This window comes from Haematobacter massiliensis (assembly GCF_000740795.1).
GTDB classification, from domain to species: Bacteria; Pseudomonadota; Alphaproteobacteria; order Rhodobacterales; family Rhodobacteraceae; genus Haematobacter; species Haematobacter massiliensis.
This window is the reverse complement of record NZ_JGYG01000002.1, coordinates 175,791-198,547: the sequence shown is the minus strand read 5'-3', so window position 1 is coordinate 198,547 and position 22,757 is coordinate 175,791. Positions and strand designations below refer to the sequence as shown.

Annotated in this window: 18 protein-coding genes; 5 read left to right on the top strand and 13 right to left on the bottom strand. The window is 65.3% G+C overall.

All coding sequences use genetic code 11. The features are described from left to right. Positions 1 to 97: 97 nt before the first annotated feature. Together CN97_RS04080 and CN97_RS04075 are read right to left on the bottom strand one after the other, a co-directional pair. Positions 98 to 1,108, bottom strand: a complete 1,011-nt coding sequence (locus tag CN97_RS04080) for a YcjF family protein (RefSeq protein WP_035707568.1) — start codon at positions 1,106 to 1,108, stop codon at positions 98 to 100. After that, the gene (locus CN97_RS04075; RefSeq protein WP_035707565.1) at positions 1,105 to 2,520 is read right to left on the bottom strand and encodes a YcjX family GTP-binding protein; all 1,416 of its coding nucleotides are present in this window, start codon (positions 2,518 to 2,520) and stop codon (positions 1,105 to 1,107) included. The genes CN97_RS04080 and CN97_RS04075 overlap by 4 nt, the downstream gene beginning before the upstream one ends. A 95-nt stretch (positions 2,521 to 2,615) precedes the next feature. On the opposite strand from CN97_RS04075, the gene truA reads away from it, so the two are divergent. Then, positions 2,616 to 3,383 (top strand): tRNA pseudouridine(38-40) synthase TruA, encoded by a 768-nt coding sequence (truA, locus tag CN97_RS04070; protein WP_035708308.1) that lies wholly within the window; start codon positions 2,616 to 2,618, stop codon positions 3,381 to 3,383. Between the two features lie 54 nt (positions 3,384 to 3,437). Here the strand turns inward: truA and CN97_RS04065 are convergent, their stop codons facing one another. From CN97_RS04065 to acs, 3 genes are all read right to left on the bottom strand, one after another. After that, positions 3,438 to 5,219, bottom strand: a complete 1,782-nt coding sequence (locus tag CN97_RS04065) for an MFS transporter (protein ID WP_242685207.1) — start codon at positions 5,217 to 5,219, stop codon at positions 3,438 to 3,440. Positions 5,220 to 5,377: 158 nt separating this feature from the next. Then, positions 5,378 to 6,070 carry an adenylate kinase gene (locus CN97_RS04060; protein ID WP_407059728.1) on the bottom strand — a complete coding sequence of 231 codons (693 nt, stop codon included), beginning with the start codon at positions 6,068 to 6,070 and terminating at the stop codon, positions 5,378 to 5,380. Then, positions 6,067 to 8,046: an acetate--CoA ligase gene (gene acs, locus CN97_RS04055; protein ID WP_035707559.1), complete on the bottom strand. Its 1,980-nt coding sequence runs from the start codon at positions 8,044 to 8,046 to the stop codon at positions 6,067 to 6,069. Before acs ends, CN97_RS04060 begins: the two co-directional genes overlap by 4 nt. A 369-nt stretch (positions 8,047 to 8,415) precedes the next feature. On the opposite strand from acs, the gene CN97_RS04050 reads away from it, so the two are divergent. After that, positions 8,416 to 8,898, top strand: coding sequence for a HugZ family pyridoxamine 5'-phosphate oxidase (locus CN97_RS04050; protein WP_035707556.1), 483 nt, complete (start codon positions 8,416 to 8,418; stop codon positions 8,896 to 8,898). On the opposite strand, the gene CN97_RS04045 is transcribed toward CN97_RS04050, so the two are convergent. Continuing rightward, positions 8,899 to 10,476 (bottom strand): lysine--tRNA ligase, encoded by a 1,578-nt coding sequence (locus CN97_RS04045; RefSeq protein ID WP_035707554.1) that lies wholly within the window; start codon positions 10,474 to 10,476, stop codon positions 8,899 to 8,901. 263 nt (positions 10,477 to 10,739) lie between these two features. On the opposite strand from CN97_RS04045, the gene CN97_RS04040 reads away from it, so the two are divergent. Beyond that, positions 10,740 to 11,141, top strand: coding sequence for a tellurite resistance TerB family protein (locus CN97_RS04040; protein ID WP_035707552.1), 402 nt, complete (start codon positions 10,740 to 10,742; stop codon positions 11,139 to 11,141). Between the two features lie 9 nt (positions 11,142 to 11,150). Here CN97_RS04040 and dacB read toward each other — a convergent pair whose 3' ends face one another. Continuing rightward, on the bottom strand, positions 11,151 to 12,608 hold the full coding sequence (gene dacB / locus CN97_RS04035; protein ID WP_035707550.1) for a D-alanyl-D-alanine carboxypeptidase/D-alanyl-D-alanine endopeptidase: 1,458 nt from the start codon (positions 12,606 to 12,608) through the stop codon (positions 11,151 to 11,153). 43 nt (positions 12,609 to 12,651) lie between these two features. Next, entirely contained in the window at positions 12,652 to 13,257 is a 606-nt protein-coding gene (locus CN97_RS04030; protein ID WP_242685206.1) for a nicotinate-nucleotide adenylyltransferase, read from the bottom strand. 229 nt (positions 13,258 to 13,486) lie between these two features. Between CN97_RS04030 and ettA the strand changes: the two genes are divergently transcribed. Further along, positions 13,487 to 15,142, top strand: a complete 1,656-nt coding sequence (gene ettA / locus CN97_RS04025; RefSeq protein ID WP_035707547.1) for an energy-dependent translational throttle protein EttA — start codon at positions 13,487 to 13,489, stop codon at positions 15,140 to 15,142. A 439-nt stretch (positions 15,143 to 15,581) separates the two neighbouring features. Further along, a complete protein-coding gene (locus CN97_RS04020) occupies positions 15,582 to 17,171 on the top strand; it encodes an ABC transporter substrate-binding protein (RefSeq protein ID WP_035707544.1) in 1,590 nt (529 codons plus the stop codon). Positions 17,172 to 17,309: 138 nt separating this feature from the next. Here CN97_RS04020 and CN97_RS04015 read toward each other — a convergent pair whose 3' ends face one another. The 5 genes from CN97_RS04015 to CN97_RS03995 form a co-directional block, all read right to left on the bottom strand. Next, positions 17,310 to 18,884 carry an ATP-binding cassette domain-containing protein gene (locus CN97_RS04015; protein ID WP_035707542.1) on the bottom strand — a complete coding sequence of 525 codons (1,575 nt, stop codon included), beginning with the start codon at positions 18,882 to 18,884 and terminating at the stop codon, positions 17,310 to 17,312. Beyond that, positions 18,881 to 19,708, bottom strand: coding sequence for an ABC transporter permease (locus CN97_RS04010; RefSeq protein ID WP_035707539.1), 828 nt, complete (start codon positions 19,706 to 19,708; stop codon positions 18,881 to 18,883). Before CN97_RS04010 ends, CN97_RS04015 begins: the two co-directional genes overlap by 4 nt. Further along, entirely contained in the window at positions 19,674 to 20,684 is a 1,011-nt protein-coding gene (locus CN97_RS04005) for an ABC transporter permease (RefSeq protein ID WP_035707536.1), read from the bottom strand. Before CN97_RS04005 ends, CN97_RS04010 begins: the two co-directional genes overlap by 35 nt. A 113-nt stretch (positions 20,685 to 20,797) precedes the next feature. Then, positions 20,798 to 21,391, bottom strand: coding sequence for a VPLPA-CTERM sorting domain-containing protein (locus CN97_RS04000; RefSeq protein ID WP_140418229.1), 594 nt, complete (start codon positions 21,389 to 21,391; stop codon positions 20,798 to 20,800). Positions 21,392 to 21,577: 186 nt separating this feature from the next. After that, the gene (locus CN97_RS03995; protein ID WP_051910989.1) at positions 21,578 to 22,708 is read right to left on the bottom strand and encodes an AI-2E family transporter; all 1,131 of its coding nucleotides are present in this window, start codon (positions 22,706 to 22,708) and stop codon (positions 21,578 to 21,580) included. Positions 22,709 to 22,757: the final 49 nt, after the last annotated feature.

Sequence of the window (22,757 nt, the reverse complement as noted above, 5' to 3'; positions counted from 1 at the left end):
AGAGCCGGGCCGGTAATTCGGAAATTGCGTGCCAGCTTCGCATTCATGGGGCGCTTATAGAACCGCTCACCGGCCCCGTCCACACCCGGCTTGCGGATCACTTGCGGTCGAACAACCCGGTCAGCGCCCGGCTGACGAGGTTTGCCACCTTGGGCCGCGGCGCGCGGCGGAAGGGCAGCGGGCGGCAGACCTCCATTGCGGCAACCCCGACCCGCGCAGTGAGTGAGCCGTTCACCACCCCTTCGCCGAAGCGGCGCGACAGCTTGGACAGAAGCCCCCCGCCGACCAGCGGCTCGATCAGATCGTCTCCCGCAGCGACCGCGCCCGTGGCCACGAGATGCGTCAGCACGGTGCGCAAGAGCCGCCAGCTTCCGAAGAAACCGGTCCGCCCGCCATAAATCTCCGCGATGCGGCGGATCATGCGCAGGTTGGCGGCGAGCGCCGTCAGCACATCCGCCAACGCCAGCGGGACGAATGCGGTGACCACGGCCACCTGCCGGGCCGCTCCCTCCACCTCCCGCCGGGCAGCGTTGTCGAGCGGGGCCAACACCTCCACCTCCGCCAGATCGATGAGGCCGTCGCCGTCCAGCAGTTCCTCCCGCCGGGCCGCATATCGCTCCCGCCCCCAGCGCATTTCGGGGCGGCCTGCGTAGAGCGCAACCACGTCGTCGGCCACCTTGCGCGCGGCGGACAGATCGCCGGAGGCCAGCGCCTTTTCCACCTCCACCTTCACGTGATCAAGGCGCGCGAGACGCAGATAGGCCACCCACTCCTTGGCGATGAGCAGCAACAGCGCGAGACAGAACAGCCCGACCAGCACCATCGCGATGGTCCCGAGTGTCGGGTTCCGCTGGATGAGGCCGGTGATGTAATCCCATGTGGCGAGCGTCACGACAAAGCCGATCAGCGCGACCAGCATCGTCCAGAAGAACTTCGCCAGCCGGGAGGGGCGGCTGGAGGCCAGCACCGCCATCGTCCGCATCGCCTGCCCGCTGGGAAGGTCGGCGTCCGGATCGTCCATGATCGGCGGGGCGGAAGCGGGCGTGACTTCCGGCCGGTCATCGTCGGCATATTCGATCAGCACGCCCTTGCGCGGGGTCTCGCTCACAGCCGGTCTCCGATCAGGAACTCCGCCGCGCGGTCAAGGCGGATATGGGGCGGCCCCTCTCCGGGGCGCAGATGCAGTCTGGGGGGCGCGAAGTTCATGATCTCGTAATCCGCATCCAGCCATTTCTTCACCCCCTCCCGCGCGGGAGACAGCAGCCGGGCGGGATCGTCCGGCAATTCGCCGGGGTAATAGGCCGCCTGCCGACCCGAGCCGAGCAGCGTTCCCCGCACGGCGTCCAGCATCTGGCCGCGCCAGTCGATCCGCTCCTCCACCGTCGCACGGATAGAGGCGATGGACATGGCCGCAGTGCGGGCGCCGGAAAAATCCGCCCGGTCCCGCGCCTCCCGCACCAGGGCCTCCATGATCGCGGTGAGCCTCGGGTGCTGGGAATGGTGAAGGTGATCCGCCTTGGTCGCGGCGAACAGGATCCGCTCCACCCGTCTGCCACCCAGCATCGAGGTGAGCCACCTGTTTCGACCGGGCCGGAAAGCGCCGAGGATATCGGCCAGCGCCTGCCGCAGATCCTCCACCGCGGGCGGGCCGGAATGGATCGCACCGAGGGCATCGACCAGCACCACCTGCCGGTCGATCCGGGCGAAATGGTCACGGAAGAAGGGCTTCACCACTTCCCGCTTGTAGGCATCGAACCGCCGCTCGCATTCGCGCCAGAGGCTGCCGCGCACGTCCTTCTCCGGGGGACGGAGAGGGGCGAAGGTTAGCACCGGAGAGCCGGCCATCTCCCCCGGCAGCAGGAAGCGGCCCGGCGTACAGTCGGAAAAGCCCGCCTCCCGCGCGGTGTGAAGATAGGCGGTGAAGGATTCGGCCAGCGTCTTCACCGTCGGCTCGTCGAACTTCTGGCCTGCGTCGGTACCATCGAGCAGGGCCAGAAACGCGCGGCCCTCCTCCCGCGTTTCGAGCCGCCGCAGGGTTTCCGCGGACCAGTCGGCATAGGTCTTGTCCATCAGCCCGAGGTCCAGCAGCCATTCGCCGGGATAGTCCACGATATCCAGATGCACCGTCCGCGGCCCCGACATCGCGCCCAACAAACCCGTCGGCTGCACTCGGAAGGACAGGCGGAGCTGAGAGATGGAGCGCGTCGACTCCGGCCAGCGCGGGTTATCGCCGCTCAACGCGGCAATATGTGACTCATAGTCGAACCGCGGAATCGTATCGTCCGGCTGCGGCTGAAGCCATGCAGCCTTGATCGCGCCCGAAGCGGCAGGGGTGAATTGTGGCATCCGCCCGCGATCCATCAGGTTCGCCACCAGCGAGGTGATGAACACCGTCTTGCCCGACCGCGCCAGCCCGGTAACCCCCAGACGTATCACAGGCTCGAAGAACGCCTCCGATACGGTCGCGCCCAGAGATTCGACGCTCCGCGAGACGCCATCCGCAATCCTGCCAAGAACCAACTGCCGCTCCCTTTCGCGTATTCTGCAAACATAGGGCCGGAACCGAGCGCTGTGTAGGGCTTGCGAAACGCTCCGCTTGGGGTCACATGGCGGGCATGCCACGCTATGCCCTGAAAATCGAGTATCACGGCGCGCCTTTCGCCGGGTGGCAGCGCCAGTCCGGCCAGCCGTCCGTGCAGCAGGCGGTGGAAACCGCTCTCCGTCGGTTGGAGGCGGAGGCGCCGGGCATCGGCGCGGCGGGCCGGACGGATTCCGGCGTTCATGCCACAGGACAGGTGGCACATTGTGACCTTGAACGCGCGTGGCAGCCGTTCCGGCTGATGGAGGCGCTAAACCACCACCTGAAGCCTGCCCCGGTAGCCGTCGTGGCGGTCGCGGCGGTCGCCGGGGATTTCCATGCCCGCTTCTCCGCCCTCGAGCGGCGCTACACCTTCCGCCTCGTTTCCCGGCGTGCGCCCGTCACCCATGACGCGGGGCTGGTGTGGCAGGTCCGGCAGGAGCTGGACGCGGAGAGAATGCGGGCGGGGGCCGCGCGGCTGGTCGGACGCCACGACTTCACCACCTTCCGCTCCACGCTCTGCCAGGCGAATTCGCCGGTCAAGACACTGGACCAGTTCGATCTGGAGGTGCTGCCTTATCCCGGCGGGACGGAATACCGTTTCCACCTCCGCGCAAGAAGCTTCCTGCACAATCAGGTCCGTTCCATGGTGGGGACGCTGGAGCGCGTGGGTGCAGGCGGCTGGACGCCGCAAGATGTGACGCAGGCCCTGGAGGCTCGGGACAGGGCCGCCTGCGGACCGGTCTCCCCCCCACAGGGCCTTTACCTCACCGGGGTGGAATACCCGCGCGATCCCTTCGCCTGAACGAAAAGGCGCGGCGACCGGAGCCGCCGCGCCGTCTGTCCGAGCGAACGGACCTTATTGGTAGTCGCGGTCCGAGAAGATATCCCGCTTGTGCGTGTTCGGCACAAAGATCGCCCCGATCACCACCGTCATCAGCGCCACGACGATGGCATACCACAGGCCCGAGTAGATGTTTCCGGTCTGTGCACTGATCGCGAAGGCCGTTGCCGGCAGCAGGCCGCCGAACCAGCCGTTACCGATGTGATACGGCAGCGACATGCCGGAGTAGCGGATACGCGTCGGGAACAGTTCGACCAGCGCGGCCGCGATCGGACCATAGACCATCGTCACCAGCACGATGAGATAGGTCAGGATAAGCACGAGCGTGAGCTTCTGCGCGGTAAAGATGTCGAAGAAATGCGCAGCTTTCGCCACCGTGGTATTTTCTGCGGCCGTCAGCGGATAGCCCACGCTGCGCAGCGCGGTATTCACCGCCGTCTCGAACGCCTTCTTCTGCTCCGCCGCATCCGGGGCGGAGGCGTCATAGGAAGAGATCACCGTGCCGCCGATATCCACCGTGGCGAGCGCGTTGGCCGGCGCGTCCACTGTCGAATAGTTGACGGAGTTCTTCGCCAGCATCGCCTTGGCCACATCGCAGGACGAGGTGAACTTCGCGGTGCCGGTCGGGTTGAACTGGAACGAGCAGTCGTTCGGCGAAGCGGTCACCGTGACCGGGGTTTCCTGCGCGGCATAGAGCGCCGGGTTTGCCGTCTTGCTGAGGAATTCGAACACCGGGAAATAGGTGATCGCCGCAATCAGACAGCCGCCGAGGATGATCGGTTTGCGTCCGATCCGGTCGGAGAGCGACCCGAAGAACACGAAGCCCGCGGTGCCGAGGATAAGCGACCACGCCACGAGCACGTTCGAGGTGAATGTATCGACCTTGACCACGTTGTTGATGAAGAACAGCGCATAGAACTGCCCCGAATACCACACCACTGCCTGACCGGCTGTCAGACCGAACAGCGCGATCAGCGCGACCTTGCCGTTCTTCCAGTTGCCGAACGCTTCGCGCATCGGTGCCTTGGAGGCGCGGCCCTCCTCCTTCATCTTCTTGAAGGCCGGGCTTTCTTCCATCTGGAGCCGGATATAGAGCGAGATGCCCAGCAGCAGGATGGAGGCCAAGAACGGGATCCGCCAGCCCCAGGCGCGGAACGGGTCGAGCATGACCTGCACGCCGTCGGCGTTCAGAACCGGCTGACCGTTCAGGATCTGCGGCACCGCCGGGAAGTTGTTGTTCACCACGCTCTGGGTGATCAGGATCACGATGAGCGACAGCAGAAGGCCAAGCGTCGCGGTCGTCTGAATCCAGCTCGTGTAAAAACCCCTGCGTCCCTGCGGCGCGTGTTCGGCAACATAGACGGCGGCCCCGCCATATTCGCCGCCAAGCGCCAGACCCTGCAGCATGCGCAGGATGATGAGGATGATGGGCGCAGCAGCCCCGATCGCCTCGTAGCCCGGCAGCACACCCACGATGAAGGTCGAAATCCCCATGATGAGGATCGTCATCAGGAAGGTGTATTTACGCCCGATCAGATCGCCCAGAGAGCCAAAGACCAGCGCGCCGAAGGGCCGTACGATAAAGCCGGCCGCGAAGGCCAGCAGCGCGAAGACGTTCCGCGTCGCCTCTGGAAAGGCCGAAAAGAACTGCGCCCCGATGATCGCGGCGAGCGACCCGTAAAGGTAGAAGTCATACCATTCAAAGATCGTTCCTGCGGAAGAAGCCAGAATGACCTTCTTCTCCTCCCGCGTCATGGGACGGGCGCGCTCGCGCACCGTGGTATCTGCCATCGCCATCTGTTTCCTCCTCCGTGGCATGCAGAATTCATCGGAGACATGCGTTCCGAACCCACCGCAGCACAGCTGCGACGGAGGGGATCGCTGTCCCTTCTTGCTCGTCAGGTAGCCGGCGAAACGCCGCCATCCGGCCCCTCCCCCGGGCCGGATGCCTTCCGTCAGGCCGATACACGCTCCACGATCCGCACGAGGCTCTCCGCGACATCCCCGATCGGGGCCATCGCGTCGATATGCTCAAGCACATCCCGGCGGTCGTAATAGGCGATCAGCGGTGCCGTCTGCGCGTGGTAGGCGGCAAGCCGCGCTGCCACAGTTTCGGCACGGTCGTCGGCGCGGCGCTTGAAATCGCCGCTGCCGCATTTGTCGCAAGTCCCGGCCACCGCCGGGGTCTTGAAGCTGTCGTGATAGCCTTCGCCGCAATTGGCGCAGGTGTAGCGTCCAGCGACACGCTCGACCATGGCGGCGTCATCGACATCGAGCGCCACCACAGCGTCGATGCGCTGTCCCCGCTCCGAGAGCAGAGCGTCCAGCGCAGCGGCCTGACCCTCCGTCCGGGGAAAGCCGTCGAGAATGACCCCGCGCGCGACATCCGGTGCCGACAGCCGTTCGTTCAGCACGGAGAGGACGATCCCGTCGGAGACGAGGCCACCCGCTTCCATCACCGCCTGCGCGGCACGGCCTGCCTCCGTTCCGGCGGTAACCGCGGCGCGCAGCATGTCGCCCGTGGAAAGCTGGACGAGGCCGAAGCGTTCCTCCAGCATCCGGGCCTGGGTTCCCTTTCCCGCACCCGGCGGGCCGAGCAGGATGAGAACCGGCGGGGCGGCGGGGTGGGTCGCGGTGTCCATGTTCATCCCTTGTTGGCGCGGTTGTCGATCAGGTCGTCCACCACCGCGGGGTCGGCGAGGGTGGAGGTGTCGCCGAGGCTTCCGGTGTCGTTCTCGGCAATCTTGCGGAGAATGCGGCGCATGATCTTGCCCGAGCGTGTCTTCGGCAGGCCCGGCGCCCACTGGATCACGTCCGGGCTGGCGATCGGGCCGATTTCTGTGCGCACGAACTGGACGAGCTTCTTGCGCAGCTCATCCGTCGCCTCGACCCCGTTCATCAGCGTGACATAGGCGTAGATGCCCTGCCCCTTGATCTCATGCGGGAAGCCGACAACAGCGGCCTCGGCGACATCGGGATGTGCCACGAGCGCGCTTTCCACCTCGGCGGTGCCCATCCGGTGCCCGGACACGTTGATGACGTCATCCACCCGGCCCGTGACCCAATAATAGCCGTCAGCATCCCGCCGGCAGCCGTCGCCCGAGAAGTAGTAGCCTTTGTACTGCTGGAAATAGGTCTCCTGGAACCGCTCATGATCGCCATAGACGGTGCGCATCTGTCCGGGCCAGCTTTCGGCGATGCAGAGCACCCCCTCACATTCCACCCGGTCGATTTCCTTGCCGCTTTCCGGCTCCAGCACCACCGCCTTCACACCGAAGAACGGTTTTGTCGCGGAGCCGGGCTTTGTCGGGATCGCGCCGGGGAGCGGGGTGATGAGATGGCCGCCGGTTTCCGTCTGCCACCACGTATCGACGATGGGAAGCGCGCCCTTGCCGACGTGCCTGTCATACCAGTGCCACGCCTCCGGGTTGATGGGTTCGCCCACGGTGCCAAGCAGCTTGAGGGAGGAAAGGTCGTATTTCTCCACCCATTCCGGCCCCTGGCCCATCAGGGCGCGAATTGCGGTCGGGGCGGTATAGAACTGGCTTACCTTGTGCTTCTCGCAAACGGCCCAGAAGCGCCCGGCATCGGGATAGGTGGGAACACCCTCGAACATCACCGTCGTTGCGCCGTTCAGGAGCGGGCCATAGAGGATGTAGCTGTGCCCGGTGACCCAGCCCACATCGGCCGTGCACCAGAACACATCCCCGTCGTGATAGTCGAAGGTCACCTGATGGGTGATCGCCGCATAGACGAGATAGCCGCCCGTGGTGTGCACGACCCCCTTCGGCTTGCCAGTCGAGCCGGAGGTATAGAGGATGAACAGCGGGTCCTCCGCCCCCATCGGCCGCGGCGGGCAGTCGGGGCTGGCGTGCTCCATCAACGCCTTCACATCCACGTCGCGCCCATCCACCCACGTCGTCTGGTCGCCCGTATGCTTGACGACCATGCACCGCACGCGGTCGGAGCAATGGAGCAGCGCCATGTCGGCGTTGGATTTCAGGTTCGTCCGCTTGCCGCCACGGGGGGCGGTGTCGGCGGTGATGAGCACCTTCGCGCCGGAATCGTTGATGCGGTTGGCGAGAGCGTCCGGCGAGAAGCCGGCGAAAACCACCGAATGCACTGCCCCGATCCGCGCGCAGGCGAGCATCGCATAGGCGGCCTCCGGGATCATCGGCAGGTAGATCACTACACGGTCGCCCCGCATCACGCCCTGGCTGAGCAGGACATTGGCGAAGCGGTTCACCTTCTCCGACAGTTCCTTGTAGGTGATGTGCAGCGCGGGCTGGTTCGGATCGTCGGGCTCCCAGATGATCGCCGTCTGGTCGCCACGCGTGGCAAGATGCCGGTCGATGCAGTTGACGGAGGCATTGAGCACCCCGTCCTCATACCATTTGATAGACACCTTTCCGAAGGTGAAGTCGGCGTTCTTTACCTTGGTATACGGCTCGATCCAGTCGATCCGCTTACCCTCCCGGCCCCAGAAGGCATCGGGGTCTTCGATGGATTCGCGATAGAGTTCTTCGTACCGGTCGGGGTTCACATGGGATTGCGCCACGAAATCCGCCGACGGGACATGAGTCTCCGATTCCTGCGCATGCTGCGCCTTTGTCTGAGCCGACATTGTTCCTCCTCAGGATCGCGCGTCCACCGGCTTTCGCCAGCCCCTCCGGACCTCGCCAATCACAGGAGTGTAATCCCAAGTAAACGAAGGCGTAAACCCTTTTCATAGCGCGAAAATTCTGTAAATTTCTTCACGACGGAAATGGATATGTGTAAATCCTCTGCGTTGCGGCATGAATTTTCCACATCAATTCAGTATTATGAATGTTCATTTCCTCCCTCGTGCCGCTGTCTCGCAGAAAAACCGTAGCGTGGCGACTTGCGCCAAACCGGGAGCGCGCGGATAACGGGACGAGTCGCGCCAGCCCCCCGGCAAGCCCAGACAGGCGAATACACCGTGCAAGAACGGGTCCGGCGAGAGGAAGACGATATGGCCGAAGCGAAGGATATCCTGCGCCCCACCGACGATGAGGCACGCGCGCTGGCGCGCGGCCTGATGGACGCCGCGCGGTTCGCCGCGCTCGCCGTGGTGGCGGAGGAAGGTCCGCAGGTGAGCCGGGTCGCGCTCGCCACCACGCCGGAGGGCTTTCCGGTGAGCCTTGTCTCAGGCCTTGCTCTCCATACGCGCGCACTGGCTGCGGATCCGCGTGCGAGCCTGCTCATCGGCGAGCCGGGTGCGAAGGGCGACCCGCTCACCCATCCGCGCCTCTCGCTCTCAGCCACCGCTCGGTTCATCGCGCGCGGGACGGCAGAGCATGAGGCGCTCCGGGCGCATTGGCTCGCCTTGCGTCCGAAGTCGACGCTCTATGTCGATCTGCCGGATTTCCGCTTCGTGGTGTTCACCCCCACGGGGGCCTCGCTCAACGGTGGCTTCGGCCGTGCCTTCCGGCTGACGGCCGAAGATCTGGGCTGATCACGCGGCAAGTTCGCCGGCGAGCGCCCTGTCGATCAGGGTGATCGTCTCGTGGATGCCATAGAGCGCGATGAACCCGCCGAAGCGCGGACCCTGGCTTTGCCCGAGCAGCACTTCGTAGAGGGTGGAGAACCAGCTCCGCAGCGGCTCGAACCCGTGGTCGGTGCCCACCGCAAAGACCATGGTCTGCAATGCTTCCGCATCCTGGCCGCCTTCCCAGGTGGAAAGACGGCGGCGCAGATCCTCGAGCGCGGCGACCTCCTTGCCTTCGGCGCGGCGGAAGACAAGCGTCGGTTTCACGAAGTCGCGGAAATAGCGCACGGCGTATTCCGCCGCCGCGTCCAGATCGGGGTTCTTCTCCGGCGTGGCGTCCGGCGCATAGCGACGGATGAAGCCCCACAGACCGGACTTGTCGCTGGCCCCGGCGACAGAGGCAAGGTTCAGCAGCATCGAATAGGACACGACCATATGGCTTTCGGGCGGCGTGCCGCCGTGGATGTGCCAGACGGGGTTGTCCACCTGCTTGGCCAGATCCTGCGCCGGATAGGCGCGGAGCTGCTGGTGGTATTCATCCATCGCCTTGGGGATGACGTCGAAATACATCCGCTTCGCCGTCTTGGGCTTTTGGAACATGAAGTAGGAAAGGCTTTCCGTGGACGCATAGGTCAGCCATTCGTCAATGGTGAGCCCGTTGCCCTTTGACTTGGAGATCTTCTCGCCGTTCTGGTCCAGGAACAGCTCATAGGTGAAATGCTCAGGCTTCCGCCCGCCCAGAATCTCGCAGATCGAATCGTAGATCGGCGTGTTGGTGGAATGATCCTTGCCGTACATCTCGAAGTCCACGTCGAGCGCGGCCCAGCGGGCGCCGAAGTCGGGCTTCCATTGCAGCTTCACATTGCCCCCCGTGACGGGCAGCGTGGTGACCTCGCCATCCTCGTCCTTGAAGGTCACGGTTCCGGCGCCCGCATCGACCTCCACCGGGACATAGAGCACACGGCCGGTCTTGGGACTGATCGGCAGGAAGATGGAATAGGTCTGCTGGCGTTCTTCCCGCAGGCTGGCCAGCATGACCTTCATCAGCGCATCATACCGCTCCGCCGCGCGCAGGAGCGTCGCATCGAACTGACCCGACTTATAGAATTCGGTGGCCGAAATGAATTCATACTCGAACCCGAAGGTGTCGAGGAACCGGCGCAGCATCGCATTGTTATGGGCGCCGAAGGAGGGATATTCCTCGAACGGGTCGGGCACATCCGTTAGCGGGCGCTGCAGGTTGCGCTGCAACATCTCCCGGTTTGGCACGTTCTCCGGTACCTTCCGCATCCCGTCCATATCGTCGGAGAAGCAGATGAGCCGGGTGGGGATGTCGGAGATCACCTCGAAGGCGCGGCGGATCATCGTCGTCCGCGCGACCTCTCCGAACGTGCCGATATGCGGCAGGCCGGAGGGGCCGTAGCCCGTCTCGAACAGGACGTAGCCCTTCTCCGGCGGCGCCTTCTCATAACGCTTCAGCAGGCGGCGGGCCTCTTCGAAGGGCCAGGCCTTTGAAGTCATCGCGGCGTCTCTGAGAGCGCTCATGGGATCGTTCCTTTCGGACAGAAGGTGCCCTGGCCACGTGGGCGCGGGCCCGGATCGCGGCGCAGGCGCTTGGGTCAAAATGCTGCCCCGCAGGCCTGCCCGCGGGGGAAAGACCCTAATGTCGCGTCACCGCGCTCCGGTCAAGCATCCCTTGGTGCGGTGCCTCCGCCTCTTGCCGGGCAGAAGCCGCCTCTCTAAGCAATGCGCAACCCGAATCGAGGGAGGCACCCCCCGTGGCTACCAAGACCGAGAACGACGCTGGAATGACACCGCAGGACTGCCTCGTCGCGGTCATGGTTGCTGTCTCCGCCTCCGATCAGCACATGCCGATTTCGGAACTGCTGACCATTCAGGACATCGTCGGCCATCTGCCGGTTTTCGCGAATTACGACCGGGACCGGATCAGCTTCGTCTCCAGCGTAGTGCTGGATCTGTTCGAGGAAGAGGATGGGCTGGACGCGTTCTTTGGCCTAATCCGCCGCTACCTGCCCGAGCGCCTGCGCGAGACGGCCTATGCGCTCGCCTGCGATGTGTCCGCGACCGATGGCGCCACGCGTCAGACAGAACTGCGGCTGTTGCAGGAGATGCGCCACGAACTGGATATCGACCGGCTCCATGCCGCTGCCATCGAATACGGTGCCCGGGCGCGCTACCGCCAACTCTGACAGCGTGGCTCAGGTGCTGACAGCGATCCAGCGGGCAAGCAGTTCCTGCTGAAACCGGCGGGCGCGAGAGGTCCATTCCAGTGCACCGGGCGGGTTTTCCCGCTCCTGGCGCGAGAGGGCGCGGCGGCGGTCCAGATCGGCCATGAACATCGCAAAGACCAGCGGCCGGCCGGGTGTCAGGATGTAACCCGCAAGGCCGGAGGCGAAGTTCAGCGTCCCCGTCTTGGCCCGCACTTCCACGGGGTGTGGTTCCCGGCCAAAGCCCGCGGGCAGGTCGTAGCGGCGCAGCAGCGTCGGCAGGACCCCTCCGCCGGAGAGCACCCGGACCATGGCCGCGGCCGTCACGCGCGACTCCCCGCCAAGGCCGGAGTGATCCACGAGGTCTATCCCCGCGGCGCCGAACCGCGCCCGTGCCCAAGCCGACATCTCGCCCGCGGAGCTGGCGAGCGATCCCGCCTTGCCCCCGCGCGCCAGCGTAGCGGTCAGACCCAGCGTCTCTGCCGTCAAGTTATTGGAAAACTTGAGCATGTCGGCGGCGATCGCGGCAAGGTCGTCGCTCGAATGCGTGACCAGCGCCGTACCTTGCACCGCGCCCGCAAGTGGCACGGGCGGCCCGAGCGTGATCCCCCTTTGCGCGGCCAGCGTGCGAAACGCTTCTCCCGCATAGGCTGCCGAAGAGCGGACGGGGAGCCAGCGGCTACCCTTCGCGTTCAGCGCGCGCGCCGCGACCGTCCAGTCATCCGTGCCGTTGCCGCCGCTGAACGTGAACAGCGGAGTGTCGCGGTCAGCCAGACGCATCCGTGCCATCCTGACCTGCGGGCGGAAGCGGTCGCCCGTCGCCTCCATCCGGGTGGTGATCCCGCCGCCCTGCCGCTGCCAGAAGAACTGCACCCGGTTGAAGTTCAGATCGAGCCCCGAGACCGCGGGGTTGTAGCCGACGTGCGCGGGCTGGGCCGGGTCGATCTGCTCCACATAGGGCAGCGCGCCCGACCAGGTGCGGAACGCGCCCGTCACCCCGCGGACACCCTGTTGCCGCAGCGCCTCCGCCATGTCGCCCAGATCGTCACTGGAGAGCATGGGATCCCCGCCCCCGGCAAGGATCAGGTCGCCCTGCACCACGCCGTCGCGAATCGGCCCCGTGGCGAGGAGACGGGTGGCGAAGCGATGAGCGGAGCCAAGCGTCTCCCAGGCGTAGAGGGTCGTGATCGTCTTGGAAACGCTCGCGGGCGGGACGGCGGCCGTCGGATCGCGGGCCTCCAGCACTTCCCCCGTCGCCGGATCGGCGAGCATGAAGGATACCTCTGCCCCCAAGCGCGCACGGGCAAGCAGGGCGTCGAGATCGGCAGGCCCCGGCCGCGAAGGCGGACGCACCGCCGTCTCCGGAGCGCGGGCGCAAGCCGCCCCGGCAGGCGCGGCGAGAAGAAGCGCCAGCAGGGAGCGCCGGCTGAGAGAGGGAGAACGGGTCATCGGCCGGAGTTAAATCCACCGGCACGCATCCCGCAAGCGCCTCTCATCGCCGCCAGTCCCCACGCGCACGAATCTGTGATGAGGAGATCGGCCGCATCGGAATGTCGAGGAAACACCACGCGGGCGGATGTGTTCGCGCCAGGCGCCCGGCTTCGGTGGGCGGAATGCGAAAGCCCGCATAGCGATTTGCTGCCCGTGAGGTACGCGCCGCGATACCGCTGCCGGGCCGGGCAAAGACCCCGATTGGAACATGGTCCATGATCCAGCGCCAGTTCTCCCAGCGATGGAAGGTGGCGAGGTTGTCGGCCCCCATCAGCCAAACAAAATCCACACCGGGATAGATCGCCTGCATCCGCTTCAGCGTCTCCGCCGTATATCGGGTGCCGAGCCGCGCCTCCAGGTCGGTGATGACGACGCGGGGATGGTGCATGACGCGCCCCGCCTCCTCCATCCGCCGGTCCAGAGGGGCCGGTCCCTCCCGCTTCAGCGGATTGCCCGGCGAGACAAGCCACCAGACCTTGTCGAGCCGGAACCGCTTCAGCGCCTCCAGCGTGATATGGACATGGCCCGCATGCGGCGGATCGAAGGAACCGCCGAGCAAGCCGATCTTCTGCCCCGGGCGGGCATGGGGAAAGCCGTAGATGGACAAACGGAGGTCTCCGCTGGACGCATCGCCTCCTAGCAGCCTTCTCCCGCACAATCCACAAGCGGCGTCACGTGGCTGATACATGCGGTCGCGGGGTGACAGTCGTCCAACAGCCGCGGCGGAACGGCCATGCGGCACGGCTGCGGTTTCCCAGCGTCCCGCCCCCGCTCCGCGATTGTCCTTTGCCCGCATCTCGCCTAGATGGGGGCAAAGCGCCACGAAGGGAACGGAAATGGCTTCATACCAGTATGTGTATCACATGGATGGCGTCTCCAAGGCCTATCCGGGTGGCAAGAAGGTCTTCGAGAATATCCGCCTGAACTTCCTCCCGGGGGTCAAGATCGGCGTGGTCGGCGTGAACGGCGCGGGGAAATCCTCGCTGCTGCGCGTCATGGCCGGGATCGACAAGGACTTCACCGGTGAGGCATGGGCCGCCAAGGGCGCACGCGTCGGCTATCTCCCGCAGGAGCCCCAACTCGACGAGCAACTGAACGTCCGCGGCAACGTGATGGAGGGGGTGAAGTCCAAACAGGCCATCCTCGACCGTTACAACGAACTTGCCATGAACTACTCCGACGAGACGGCGGAGGAGATGGCGGAACTTCAGGACATCATCGACAGCCAGAACCTCTGGGATTTGGACAGCCAGGTGGATGTGGCGATGGAAGCGCTGCGCTGCCCGCCGGACGACGCCGATGTCAGCACCCTCTCGGGCGGGGAGCGGCGGCGCGTCGCGCTCTGCAAGCTGCTGCTCGAAGCGCCAGACATGCTGCTGCTGGACGAACCGACCAACCACCTCGATGCGGAAACCATCGCCTGGCTGCAAAAGCACCTGATCGAATACAAGGGCACGATCCTCTGCGTGACCCACGACCGCTACTTCCTCGACGACATCACCTCCTGGATCCTGGAGCTGGAGCGCGGTCGCGGGATTCCCTATGAGGGCAACTACTCCAACTGGCTTGAGCAGAAGGCCAAGCGGATGGAGCAGGAGGCGCGGGAGGACAAGGCCAAACAGAAGGTTCTGGAGAAGGAACTGGAGTGGATCCGTGCCGGCGCCAAGGCACGTCAGGCGAAATCGAAGGCGCGTATCTCTGCCTATGACAAGCTGGTGGAGGAATCGGTCAAGGATCGGGTGGGCAAGGCCCAGATCGTCATCCCGAACGGCCCCCGTCTGGGCGGCAAGGTGATCGAGGTCGAGGGGCTGAAGAAGGCGATGGGCGACAAGCTCCTCATCGAGAACCTGTCCTTCACCCTGCCCCCGGGCGGCATCATCGGCGTGATCGGCCCGAACGGCGCGGGGAAATCGACGCTGTTCAAGATGCTGACTGGCAACGAGACCCCGGACGAAGGCACCGTCACCATCGGCGACACGGTGAAGATGTCCTATGTGGATCAGTCCCGCGACGCGCTCGACCCCGAGAAGAACGTGTGGGAGGAGATCTCCGGCGGGGCCGAGCTGATCCATCTTGGCGACGCGACGATCAGCAGCCGCAACTATGTCGGCGCCTTCAACTTCAAGGGCGCGGACCAGCAGAAGAAGGTGGGGTTGCTGTCGGGCGGTGAACGCAACCGCGTCCATATGGCGAAACTGCTGAAATCCGGCGGCAACCTGCTGCTGCTCGACGAACCGACCAACGACCTGGACGTCGAGACGCTTCAGGCGCTGGAGGCGGCGATCGAGGAATTCGCGGGCTGTGCCGTCATCATCAGCCACGACCGCTTCTTCCTCGACCGGCTCTGCACCCATATCCTCGCGTTCGAGGGCGATGCGCATGTGGAGTTCTTCGAGGGCAACTTCGAGGATTATGAGGCCGACAAGATCCGCCGTCTTGGCCCGGACGCGGCGGAACCGAAGCGCGTCAAGTACAAGAAGTTCACCCGCTGACGGCGAAACACGGAAAGGCGCGAGGTCAGCCCGCGCCTTTTTCATGTCTGGGATCGGTTTCGCTTCTCCCCAGCGTCGGCTCCCATTGGAAGCCTTCGGCAGAACGGCGGAAACCCTTGGCCGGCGGATGCTGGCGCTCTCCCCCCAGGCGCGGGCAGATGCAGATGGTTTGCCCTGAACCCGGCCAGATAGCGCCCGTCCGGCAATCCGGCGGCAGCACCGCTGGCCGGGGCCTTTGCGCCCGTGCCGAGCATGAGTTCCCGCTCCTGCTTCACCACCATGCACCGCGACCCTCGGCAGGGAGAGAGGCCGGTGCGCCCGCGCTGGCAACTGAAATGAGCCACGCGGTCTTTGCGATCTTACTCCCTGACGACATTGCACATAAAATCGAGCCGCAGTTCAGCAGCGCCCACAGGGCGGCCAATCTCACGAGGGACACATGGACCGACGCCACTTCCTTGCCACGCTCGCCATGGGAACGGGTGCCGCCCTTCTGCCCGCCAAATGGGCGATGGCGCAAAGCCGCGGGCAGGATCTTCGCGTCCTGTCGGAAGGCGCGCCCAATGCCTTCGACAGCTTCTCCGCCGGAGTGAACCGCAATGCCCTGCAGATCACCTGGAACGTCTATGACCGGCTGCTGACATTCGGCTACAAGCCGGAGCCAGACGGTTTCGCGAGCTTCGACTATTACGATATCCGGCCCGAGCTGGCGGAAAGCTACGAGGTGTCCGCCGACGGGCGGCAGATCCTGTTCCGGCTGCGCCCCGACGCCACCTTCCACGACGGAGCGCCCGTCACCGCCGAGGATGTGAAATTCTCGCTCGATCGCGTTCTGGCCAGCCCGATCGGGCGGTCGCAGTTCGCCACCGGCTCCCTGACCGATCCCGCGCAATTCGTGGTGGTGGACAGCCACACCTTCCGCATCGACCTTCCGCAACCGGACCGGCTGACGCTGCCGAACCTCGCCCTTACCTATCCGATCATCGTCAACGCCGCTCTCGCCCGACAGCACGCGACCGAGGCCGATCCCTTCGCCTCCGAATGGCTGCGCATGAACCCGGCGGGTGGCGGCGCCTTTCGGGTGGCGGATGCGGCTCTGGGTGAGCGGGTGCTGTTCGAGCGGTTCGATGACTGGAAAAGCGGCCCGCTCCCCGGTATCCGCCGCGTGCTGTGGCAGACGGTCCCGCAGCCGGAAACCCGCCTCGCGGCACTGCGCAAGGGGGATGCGGATATCGTGCAAGACATCCCCGCCCCCGATGTGCCCCGCCTGCAGCAGGAGCCGGAACTGAAGGTCGCCGGGATGCCTACCGCCGCCTTTCAGTTCATCGGCATGAACGGCGGCATCGCGCCCTTTGACGATGTGCGTGTCCGGCAGGCCATCGCCCACGCCCTGCCCTACGAGGAGATGTTCCGCACAGCCCTCTTCAGCCGGGGCGCCCCGCTCTTCGGCCCGGCGCCGGAGGGCGACCTGTCGTTCCCCCAGCCGCTCGGCACCGTGACGGACCCCGAACGGGCAAAGGCGCTGCTGAAGGAAGCGGGGCTGGAGGACGGGTTCGACACGACTTTCTCCTACGACCTGTCGCAGGCGAGCGTGGCGGAGCCGGTGGCGCTCCTGTTGCAGGATGCGCTTGGCAAGATCGGTATCCGCGTGGCGATCGAGAAGGTGCCCTCCGGCCAGCTGGGCACCCTGCTGCAGGAGAAGAGGGTTCCCTTCTATTTCGAAGCCTCCATCGCATTCCTGCGTGATCCGGACTACTTCTTCCGCATCTTCTATACCGGCACGACGCGCTGGAACTTCGGCAACTATCAGAACGCGGAATTCGCGGCGCTGGTGGAAAAGGCGCGGTTCGAAACCGACAGGCCCACGTATGAGGCCGATGTGGCCCGCATGATCCGGATGGTGAAGGAGGACATGCCGATCATCCTGCTGTGGCATCCGACGCTGGATGTCGCGATGCGCCGGGATGTGGAGGGCTACAGTTTCATCTTCCACCGGATGCTGGAATTGCGCACCCTGTCACGGAGCTAGGAGACGTCGGGGCTGAACCGGAGCGGAAATTCTTCACATCTGACAAGTTTCAGCCGGAAATCGGCACATCCGGGGCAAGCCTGGCACCGATTTCCCGGTTTCCAGAGCAGGGGCGCTTCGGAATTTCTGCAGAAAGTGCTAGGAGGCGAGTACCGGCATCGCCGCCACCAGGGCACGGGTGCAGTCCGCCTTCGGATGAGCGAGCAGGCGCACCACCGGGCCCGCCTCCACCACCCGCCCTGCCTCCATGACCATGGCCCTGTCGCACAGCCGCGCGACTGCGGAAAGGTCATGGCTGATGAACAGGAGTGCGAGAGCCTGCTGCCGCCGCAGCGCGTCCAGCCGGTCCAAGAGCTCTGACCGAAGCGTCGCATCCAGCGCGGAAGTCGGCTCATCCAGCACCAGAACCGCAGGCTCGGGCGCGAGGGCGCGGGCCAACCCGACCCGCGCCCTCTCCCCCCCGGAAAGCGTATACGCCGGACGGTCCAGCAGCGTTTCCGGCAGACCGGCGAGCCGCGCGGCCTCCCGCAGCCGCTGCTCCCTCCCCGCATCGCCGAGCGCGGGCCGCAAAAGGCGCAGCGGATCCTCGATCGCGCGCCGGGCCGTCCAGCGCGGCGGAAGGGCGCCCTGCGCATCCTGAAGCGCCAGTTGCACGTCCCCGCGCAAGGGATGGTGCGCAAAACCGCGAAGGGGGACGGCCAGCGCATCTTCGCCCATGACAAGCAGCCTGCCGCCATCGGGCTGTTCCAGCCGGCAGATCATTCGGGCCAAGGTGGACTTGCCGGACCCCGACGGCCCGATGAGGCCGACCGCCTCCCCGGCGCGCAGCTCCAGATCCGCGCCCTCCACCGCGGCGACGTGCTTTCCGCGCCAGCCCCCCCGCGCCAGACGAAAGCGGCGCGAGAGTCCCTCCGCCCGCAGCACCTCGCTGCCAAGAGCAGGCAAGCCGGGCGGCACCGGCGGGCGCGCCGCGGCGACCAGCCCCTGCATCAGCGCGGTTCTCGGCGCGTTGAGCAGGGCCCGCGTTGCCCCGGTTTCCACGATTCGGCCGCTTTCCAGCGCCGTGACCCGGTCCGATCGCCCTGCCGCAACCGCGATGTCATGGGTGATGAGCAGAACGGCCATGCCGCGCGCCTGCGCCGCGCCGTCGATGAGATCCAGAATCCCCGCTTGTGTGGGGGTGTCGAGATCGGTCGTCGCCTCGTCGGCGATAAGCAGCGCGGGATTGCCCGCGAGCGCCGCCGCAATCGCCGCACGCTGACACAGCCCGCCTGAAAGCTCGTGCGGCAGGGCGTTCGACAGGACCGCCGGGAATCGCACATCCTCCAGCAAACCCGCCACGCGCGCCGCCACTTCCTTCGGACGGAGCGGCTGATGGCGGGCCAACACGTCAGCCACCTGATCCCGGATCGAAAGCAGCGGGTTCAGCGAGCGGCGCGGATTCTGAAACACCATGCCGATCCGCCGCCCGCGAAGCGCCCGCCACTCCGAGGGCGCGGCAAGCGTCTGCCCGGCGAACCGGATCGTCCCGTGCACCTGCACCGCGCGCGGAGGCAACAGCCCGGCTATCGCTGCGGCAAGCATCGACTTGCCCGACCCGCTTGGCCCGACAACGGCCAGCCGCTCCCCCGGCGCAAGCGTGAGCGACACCCCCTCCAACAGGTCCCGCCCGTCCAGCACCACGCCCAGACCGTCCACCTCCAGCAGGTTCATTCCCGCCCCCGGAGGGCAAGCCATTCCCGAAGGCGGTCCCCGGAAAGGTTGCAACCCAGAATCGCCAGCATCAGGGCAAGACCCGGAAACGCTGCTACCCACCACGCGCCCGAGGCAACGAACCGCGCGCCTTCCGCCACCATGAGCCCCCATTCCGGCGTGGGGGGCCGGATGCCGAGGCCGAGAAATGACAACCCTGCCGCATTCATCATCGCCCAGCCGAGGTTCACCGAGCTTTGGACCGCCACCACCGGCAGGATCTCCGGCAGAAGGAGCAGGCGCAGGATCCGTCCCTCTCCGGAGCCGCCGATGCGGGCCGCCTCCACATAGGGGGCACTGCGCCGCCGCGCGGCCTCCGTCCGGGAAAGCCGCATGTAGAAGGGCAGGTTCACCAATGCCGTGGCAAGGATCAGGCTGCTCACCGACGGCCCCATCACCGCCGCAACCGCCATGGCGAGGAGAAAGAGGGGAATAGCCAGCATCACCTCGCTCACCCGGCCCAGAAGTCCATCGGCCCAGCCGCCGTGGAAGCCTGCCGCCGCACCCAGAAGCGTGCCCGGCACCGCCGCCAGTAAAACTGCCGCCGCCGCGATGCCGAGATCGACCCGCGCGGCGGCGATCGTCCGCGAAAACACGTCCCGCCCCACGTGATCCGTCCCGAACCAGTTCCGCGCGGAGGGCGGCGACAAAGCCCGCGCCGCATCCGTCGCCAGGGGATCGAAGGGTGTCACCCAGGGTCCGATGAGCGCCAGCAGAACGAAACTCCCCAGCAGCAGGAGAGGCAGTCGGTCAGCGATGGGCCGTCCTCGGGTCGATGAGAGCATGGGCCAGATCAACAAGCAGGTTGGCGGCGATCAGCACCGCAGCCACGGTGAGCAGAAAGCCCTGCAATGCCGCATAGTCGAGCGCGATGAGCGCGTCCATGGCGAAGCTCCCCAGCCCCGGCCAGGCAAACATCTTTTCCACCACGACATTCGCCCCGAAAAGATAGGCGAAGGTCAGCCCGGCCGTGGTGGTGATCGGCAGCAGGGCATTACGGAGCGCATAGCTCCCGATCAGGCGTCCGGCGCCCAGTCCCCGCGCGCGGCCAGCGCGAAAATAATCCGCCGACACCGCCTCCGCCATCGCTGTCCGGGTGATCCGCGCGATTGGGCCGAGTGCGAAGATGGCCATCGTCATCGCAGGCAGCACCAGATGAGCGATGCTGGAAGCCAGAGCCCGCCCGTCGCCCGCCGCCAGACTGTCTATGATAAGGAAACCTGTAATCTTCTCAGGGTAAGGCAGAAACGGGTCCAGGCGGCCTACCGGCTCCGGCAGCCAGCCGAGTTTATCATATAGAACATGTGACAAAAACAACGCAGTTACGAATGTGGGAACGCTGAGGCAGGTCGCCGACAGCAGGCTTCCCATCCTGTCGATGCGACTCGCGGGCCGAAGTGCGCCCGAGATTCCAACGGCGCAGCCAAGCGAAAGCGCAATGAGAAGGGCACATAGCGCAAGCTCCAGCGAAGCGGGGAGACGGCGCGCGATCTCTTCCGCGACAGGCCGGCCCATCGCACGGGAATAGCCGAGATCGCCCCCTGCCAACCCGACAACATAGGCGCCGAACTGAGCGGGCAACGGCTTGTCGAGGGCAAGTTCAGTCCGAAGGGCTCCTATTTCCGCCTCGGTCATCCCCGGCTGGCTTGCATAGAGAGTCGCCGGATCACCCGGCAGCAGGCGCGTCATCATGAAGCCGAGGCAGACAACGGCAAACAGCGTGGGTAGCGCGGCAAGGCAGCGGAACAGCAGAAACTTCATGCGATCCTTTCGGCCCGACAATTCGCCGAATCAGACATGTCGGGAAATGCGCCGCCCCGCAAGCAAAGAAAAAGGCGGCGCCGAAGCGCCGCCCTGTGCGGAAATGCGTCCGATCAGGCGTCTTTGCGACGCATGCGGCGCAGACCGGCCACACCTGCAAGCGCACCGGCGAGGAGGACGCCGGCAGCCGGAAGTGGCACAGCAGAAACGGAAACGGCGTCGATATCGAAGCCATCGCGTCCGGCACCAATGATAACCGGCGACGTGTCGATGATGCGCAGGGTATCGAAGATTCCGCTGAAGGACAGGGCGATGTTGGCCACATCATTGGTGATATCACCGATCTTGGTGAAGCTGCCGGCCGCCCCACCCCAGACTTCCGCGCTTTCGAAATAGGTATCGCGCGGCAGCCAGGTCACTTCGATCACCGCGCCAGGGCCGGTGAAGCTTTTGCCGAAGGTGAAGTCGGCAAAGCCGCCATAACCGAGCGACAGGAATTTATTGTCAGGACCACCCAGCGCGTTGTCAGGATTGCTCCGCGCGGGCTTCAGGTCACCGAAGCCAGGTGTCCAGGTGACACCGGTTGCATAGATGGGTGCTGCAAGTGCAGCACCGCCAGAAAGAGCGACCACGGCAACAGTCGCAAGAGCAAGAGATTTTACAGTCATGATATTCCCCCGGAAACTTATAACTTTCCACACGGGCATCGTGGCGCCCGGAGATCATGGTGACACAAGTCTCTCTAAAAGAAAGGAATCTTTTAAAATTTAGTATGAAAATATTTGTTTCCCGTCCGAGGTATGATGACAGTGCTGCAAAGTGGCGAAAAATTATGCGGCAGTGCCGCATTGAGGCGCTGCCGCATTATTTCTTTTAAGGAAACGAACGGAGATCTAGTCGGGCAGATTGCGGGGTTGGGACGCGGGCTGCTGGGGCAAGGGATGAGCCGCAATCTCCCGCGCCCATTCGCGCCAGATGGAGACGAGCAATGCCATCAGCACCGGCCCAACGAACAACCCTACGATACCAAGCGTCTTCACCCCGCCGATGAGGCCGAAGAAAGTAGGCAGGAACGGCAGCTTCACCGGCCCCCCGACCAGAAGGGGCCGAATGGTTTTGTCTACGATGAACAATTCGACGCACCCCCAGACGAACAGGGCCACGCCCGCGCCGGGGGAGCCGCTTCCGACCAGGTAAAGGGAGATGAGCGTGAAGGAGAGCGGCGCCCCTCCCGGGATCAATGCCATGAAACCCGTGATGACCCCGAAGGTGACGGGGGATGGCACCCCGGCCAGCCAGTAGGCCACGCCGAGGATCAAGCCCTCTCCGATGGCGATGAGCGTCATCCCCGTCACGGTGGAGGAAATGGTGCGCGGGATGATCCGCGAAAGCCGTTCCCATCTGCCGGGAACGATCCGCTCCCCCATCATGTCGAGCTGCGCGGCAACCCGGTCTCCGTCGCGGTAGAGCACGAACAGGGTGATGAGCATGAAGATCAGCGCCAGGGCAAGGTGCAGCGCCATGGAACTCGCCGTCAGCACGCCCCGATAGATTGTGCCGATATTCGCCCCGCTCGTCACCTGAACAAGCTCTCCGATCGCGCCGGGGCGGCCGATATGCTGGCTCCACTGCTCCACGAGCCAGCTTCCGATCACGGGAAACGTGTTGAGCCAGTCGGGCGGCGGCCCGCCGACAGCGTTGATCTGAATGGCCCAGGACAGCCATTCGCGAAATTCCCGCGCGGCATAGCCGAGTGCGATGATGATGGGGATCACCAGAAAGAGCACGATGAGAAGGACGAGCAATGCCCCTGTCAGCGTGCGCCCCAGCCCGGCCCTTTCATGCAGCCGCACACGCAGCGGCCATGTGGCGAAGGCGATGATCGTCGCCGCGAGAACCGGCACGAGAAAGTCGTGAAAGAACCAGACCGACGCGGCGAGGACACCGACCAGAAGCCATCGGGCAAGGGAGGAATAGGCAATCAACGGTGGGCGGCGCAGATCTGCGCGGTGGACGAGATGGATCTGTCGACCCCGCCTGTTCTCGTTCTCGTTGTCCGTCACCTGATCCACG

Bases quoted from the DNA above. Each gene is read 5' to 3' on its own strand.
- CN97_RS04010 (WP_035707539.1), bottom strand. From the start codon at position 19,708: ATGCTCTCATCGACCCGAGGACGGCCCATCGCTGACCGACTGCCTCTC.
- ettA (WP_035707547.1), top strand. From the start codon at position 13,487: ATGGCTTCATACCAGTATGTGTATCACATGGATGGCGTCTCCAAGGCC.
- CN97_RS04065 (WP_242685207.1), bottom strand. From the start codon at position 5,219: ATGGCGATGGCAGATACCACGGTGCGCGAGCGCGCCCGTCCCATGACG.
- CN97_RS04000 (WP_140418229.1), bottom strand. From the start codon at position 21,391: ATGCCCGTGTGGAAAGTTATAAGTTTCCGGGGGAATATCATGACTGTA.
- CN97_RS04060 (WP_407059728.1), bottom strand. From the start codon at position 6,070: ATGAACATGGACACCGCGACCCACCCCGCCGCCCCGCCGGTTCTCATC.
- truA (WP_035708308.1), top strand. From the start codon at position 2,616: ATGCCACGCTATGCCCTGAAAATCGAGTATCACGGCGCGCCTTTCGCC.
- dacB (WP_035707550.1), bottom strand. From the start codon at position 12,608: ATGACCCGTTCTCCCTCTCTCAGCCGGCGCTCCCTGCTGGCGCTTCTT.
- CN97_RS04020 (WP_035707544.1), top strand. From the start codon at position 15,582: ATGGACCGACGCCACTTCCTTGCCACGCTCGCCATGGGAACGGGTGCC.
- CN97_RS04050 (WP_035707556.1), top strand. From the start codon at position 8,416: ATGGCCGAAGCGAAGGATATCCTGCGCCCCACCGACGATGAGGCACGC.
- CN97_RS04005 (WP_035707536.1), bottom strand. From the start codon at position 20,684: ATGAAGTTTCTGCTGTTCCGCTGCCTTGCCGCGCTACCCACGCTGTTT.
- acs (WP_035707559.1), bottom strand. From the start codon at position 8,046: ATGTCGGCTCAGACAAAGGCGCAGCATGCGCAGGAATCGGAGACTCAT.
- CN97_RS04040 (WP_035707552.1), top strand. From the start codon at position 10,740: ATGACACCGCAGGACTGCCTCGTCGCGGTCATGGTTGCTGTCTCCGCC.
- CN97_RS04045 (WP_035707554.1), bottom strand. From the start codon at position 10,476: ATGAGCGCTCTCAGAGACGCCGCGATGACTTCAAAGGCCTGGCCCTTC.
- CN97_RS04015 (WP_035707542.1), bottom strand. From the start codon at position 18,884: ATGAACCTGCTGGAGGTGGACGGTCTGGGCGTGGTGCTGGACGGGCGG.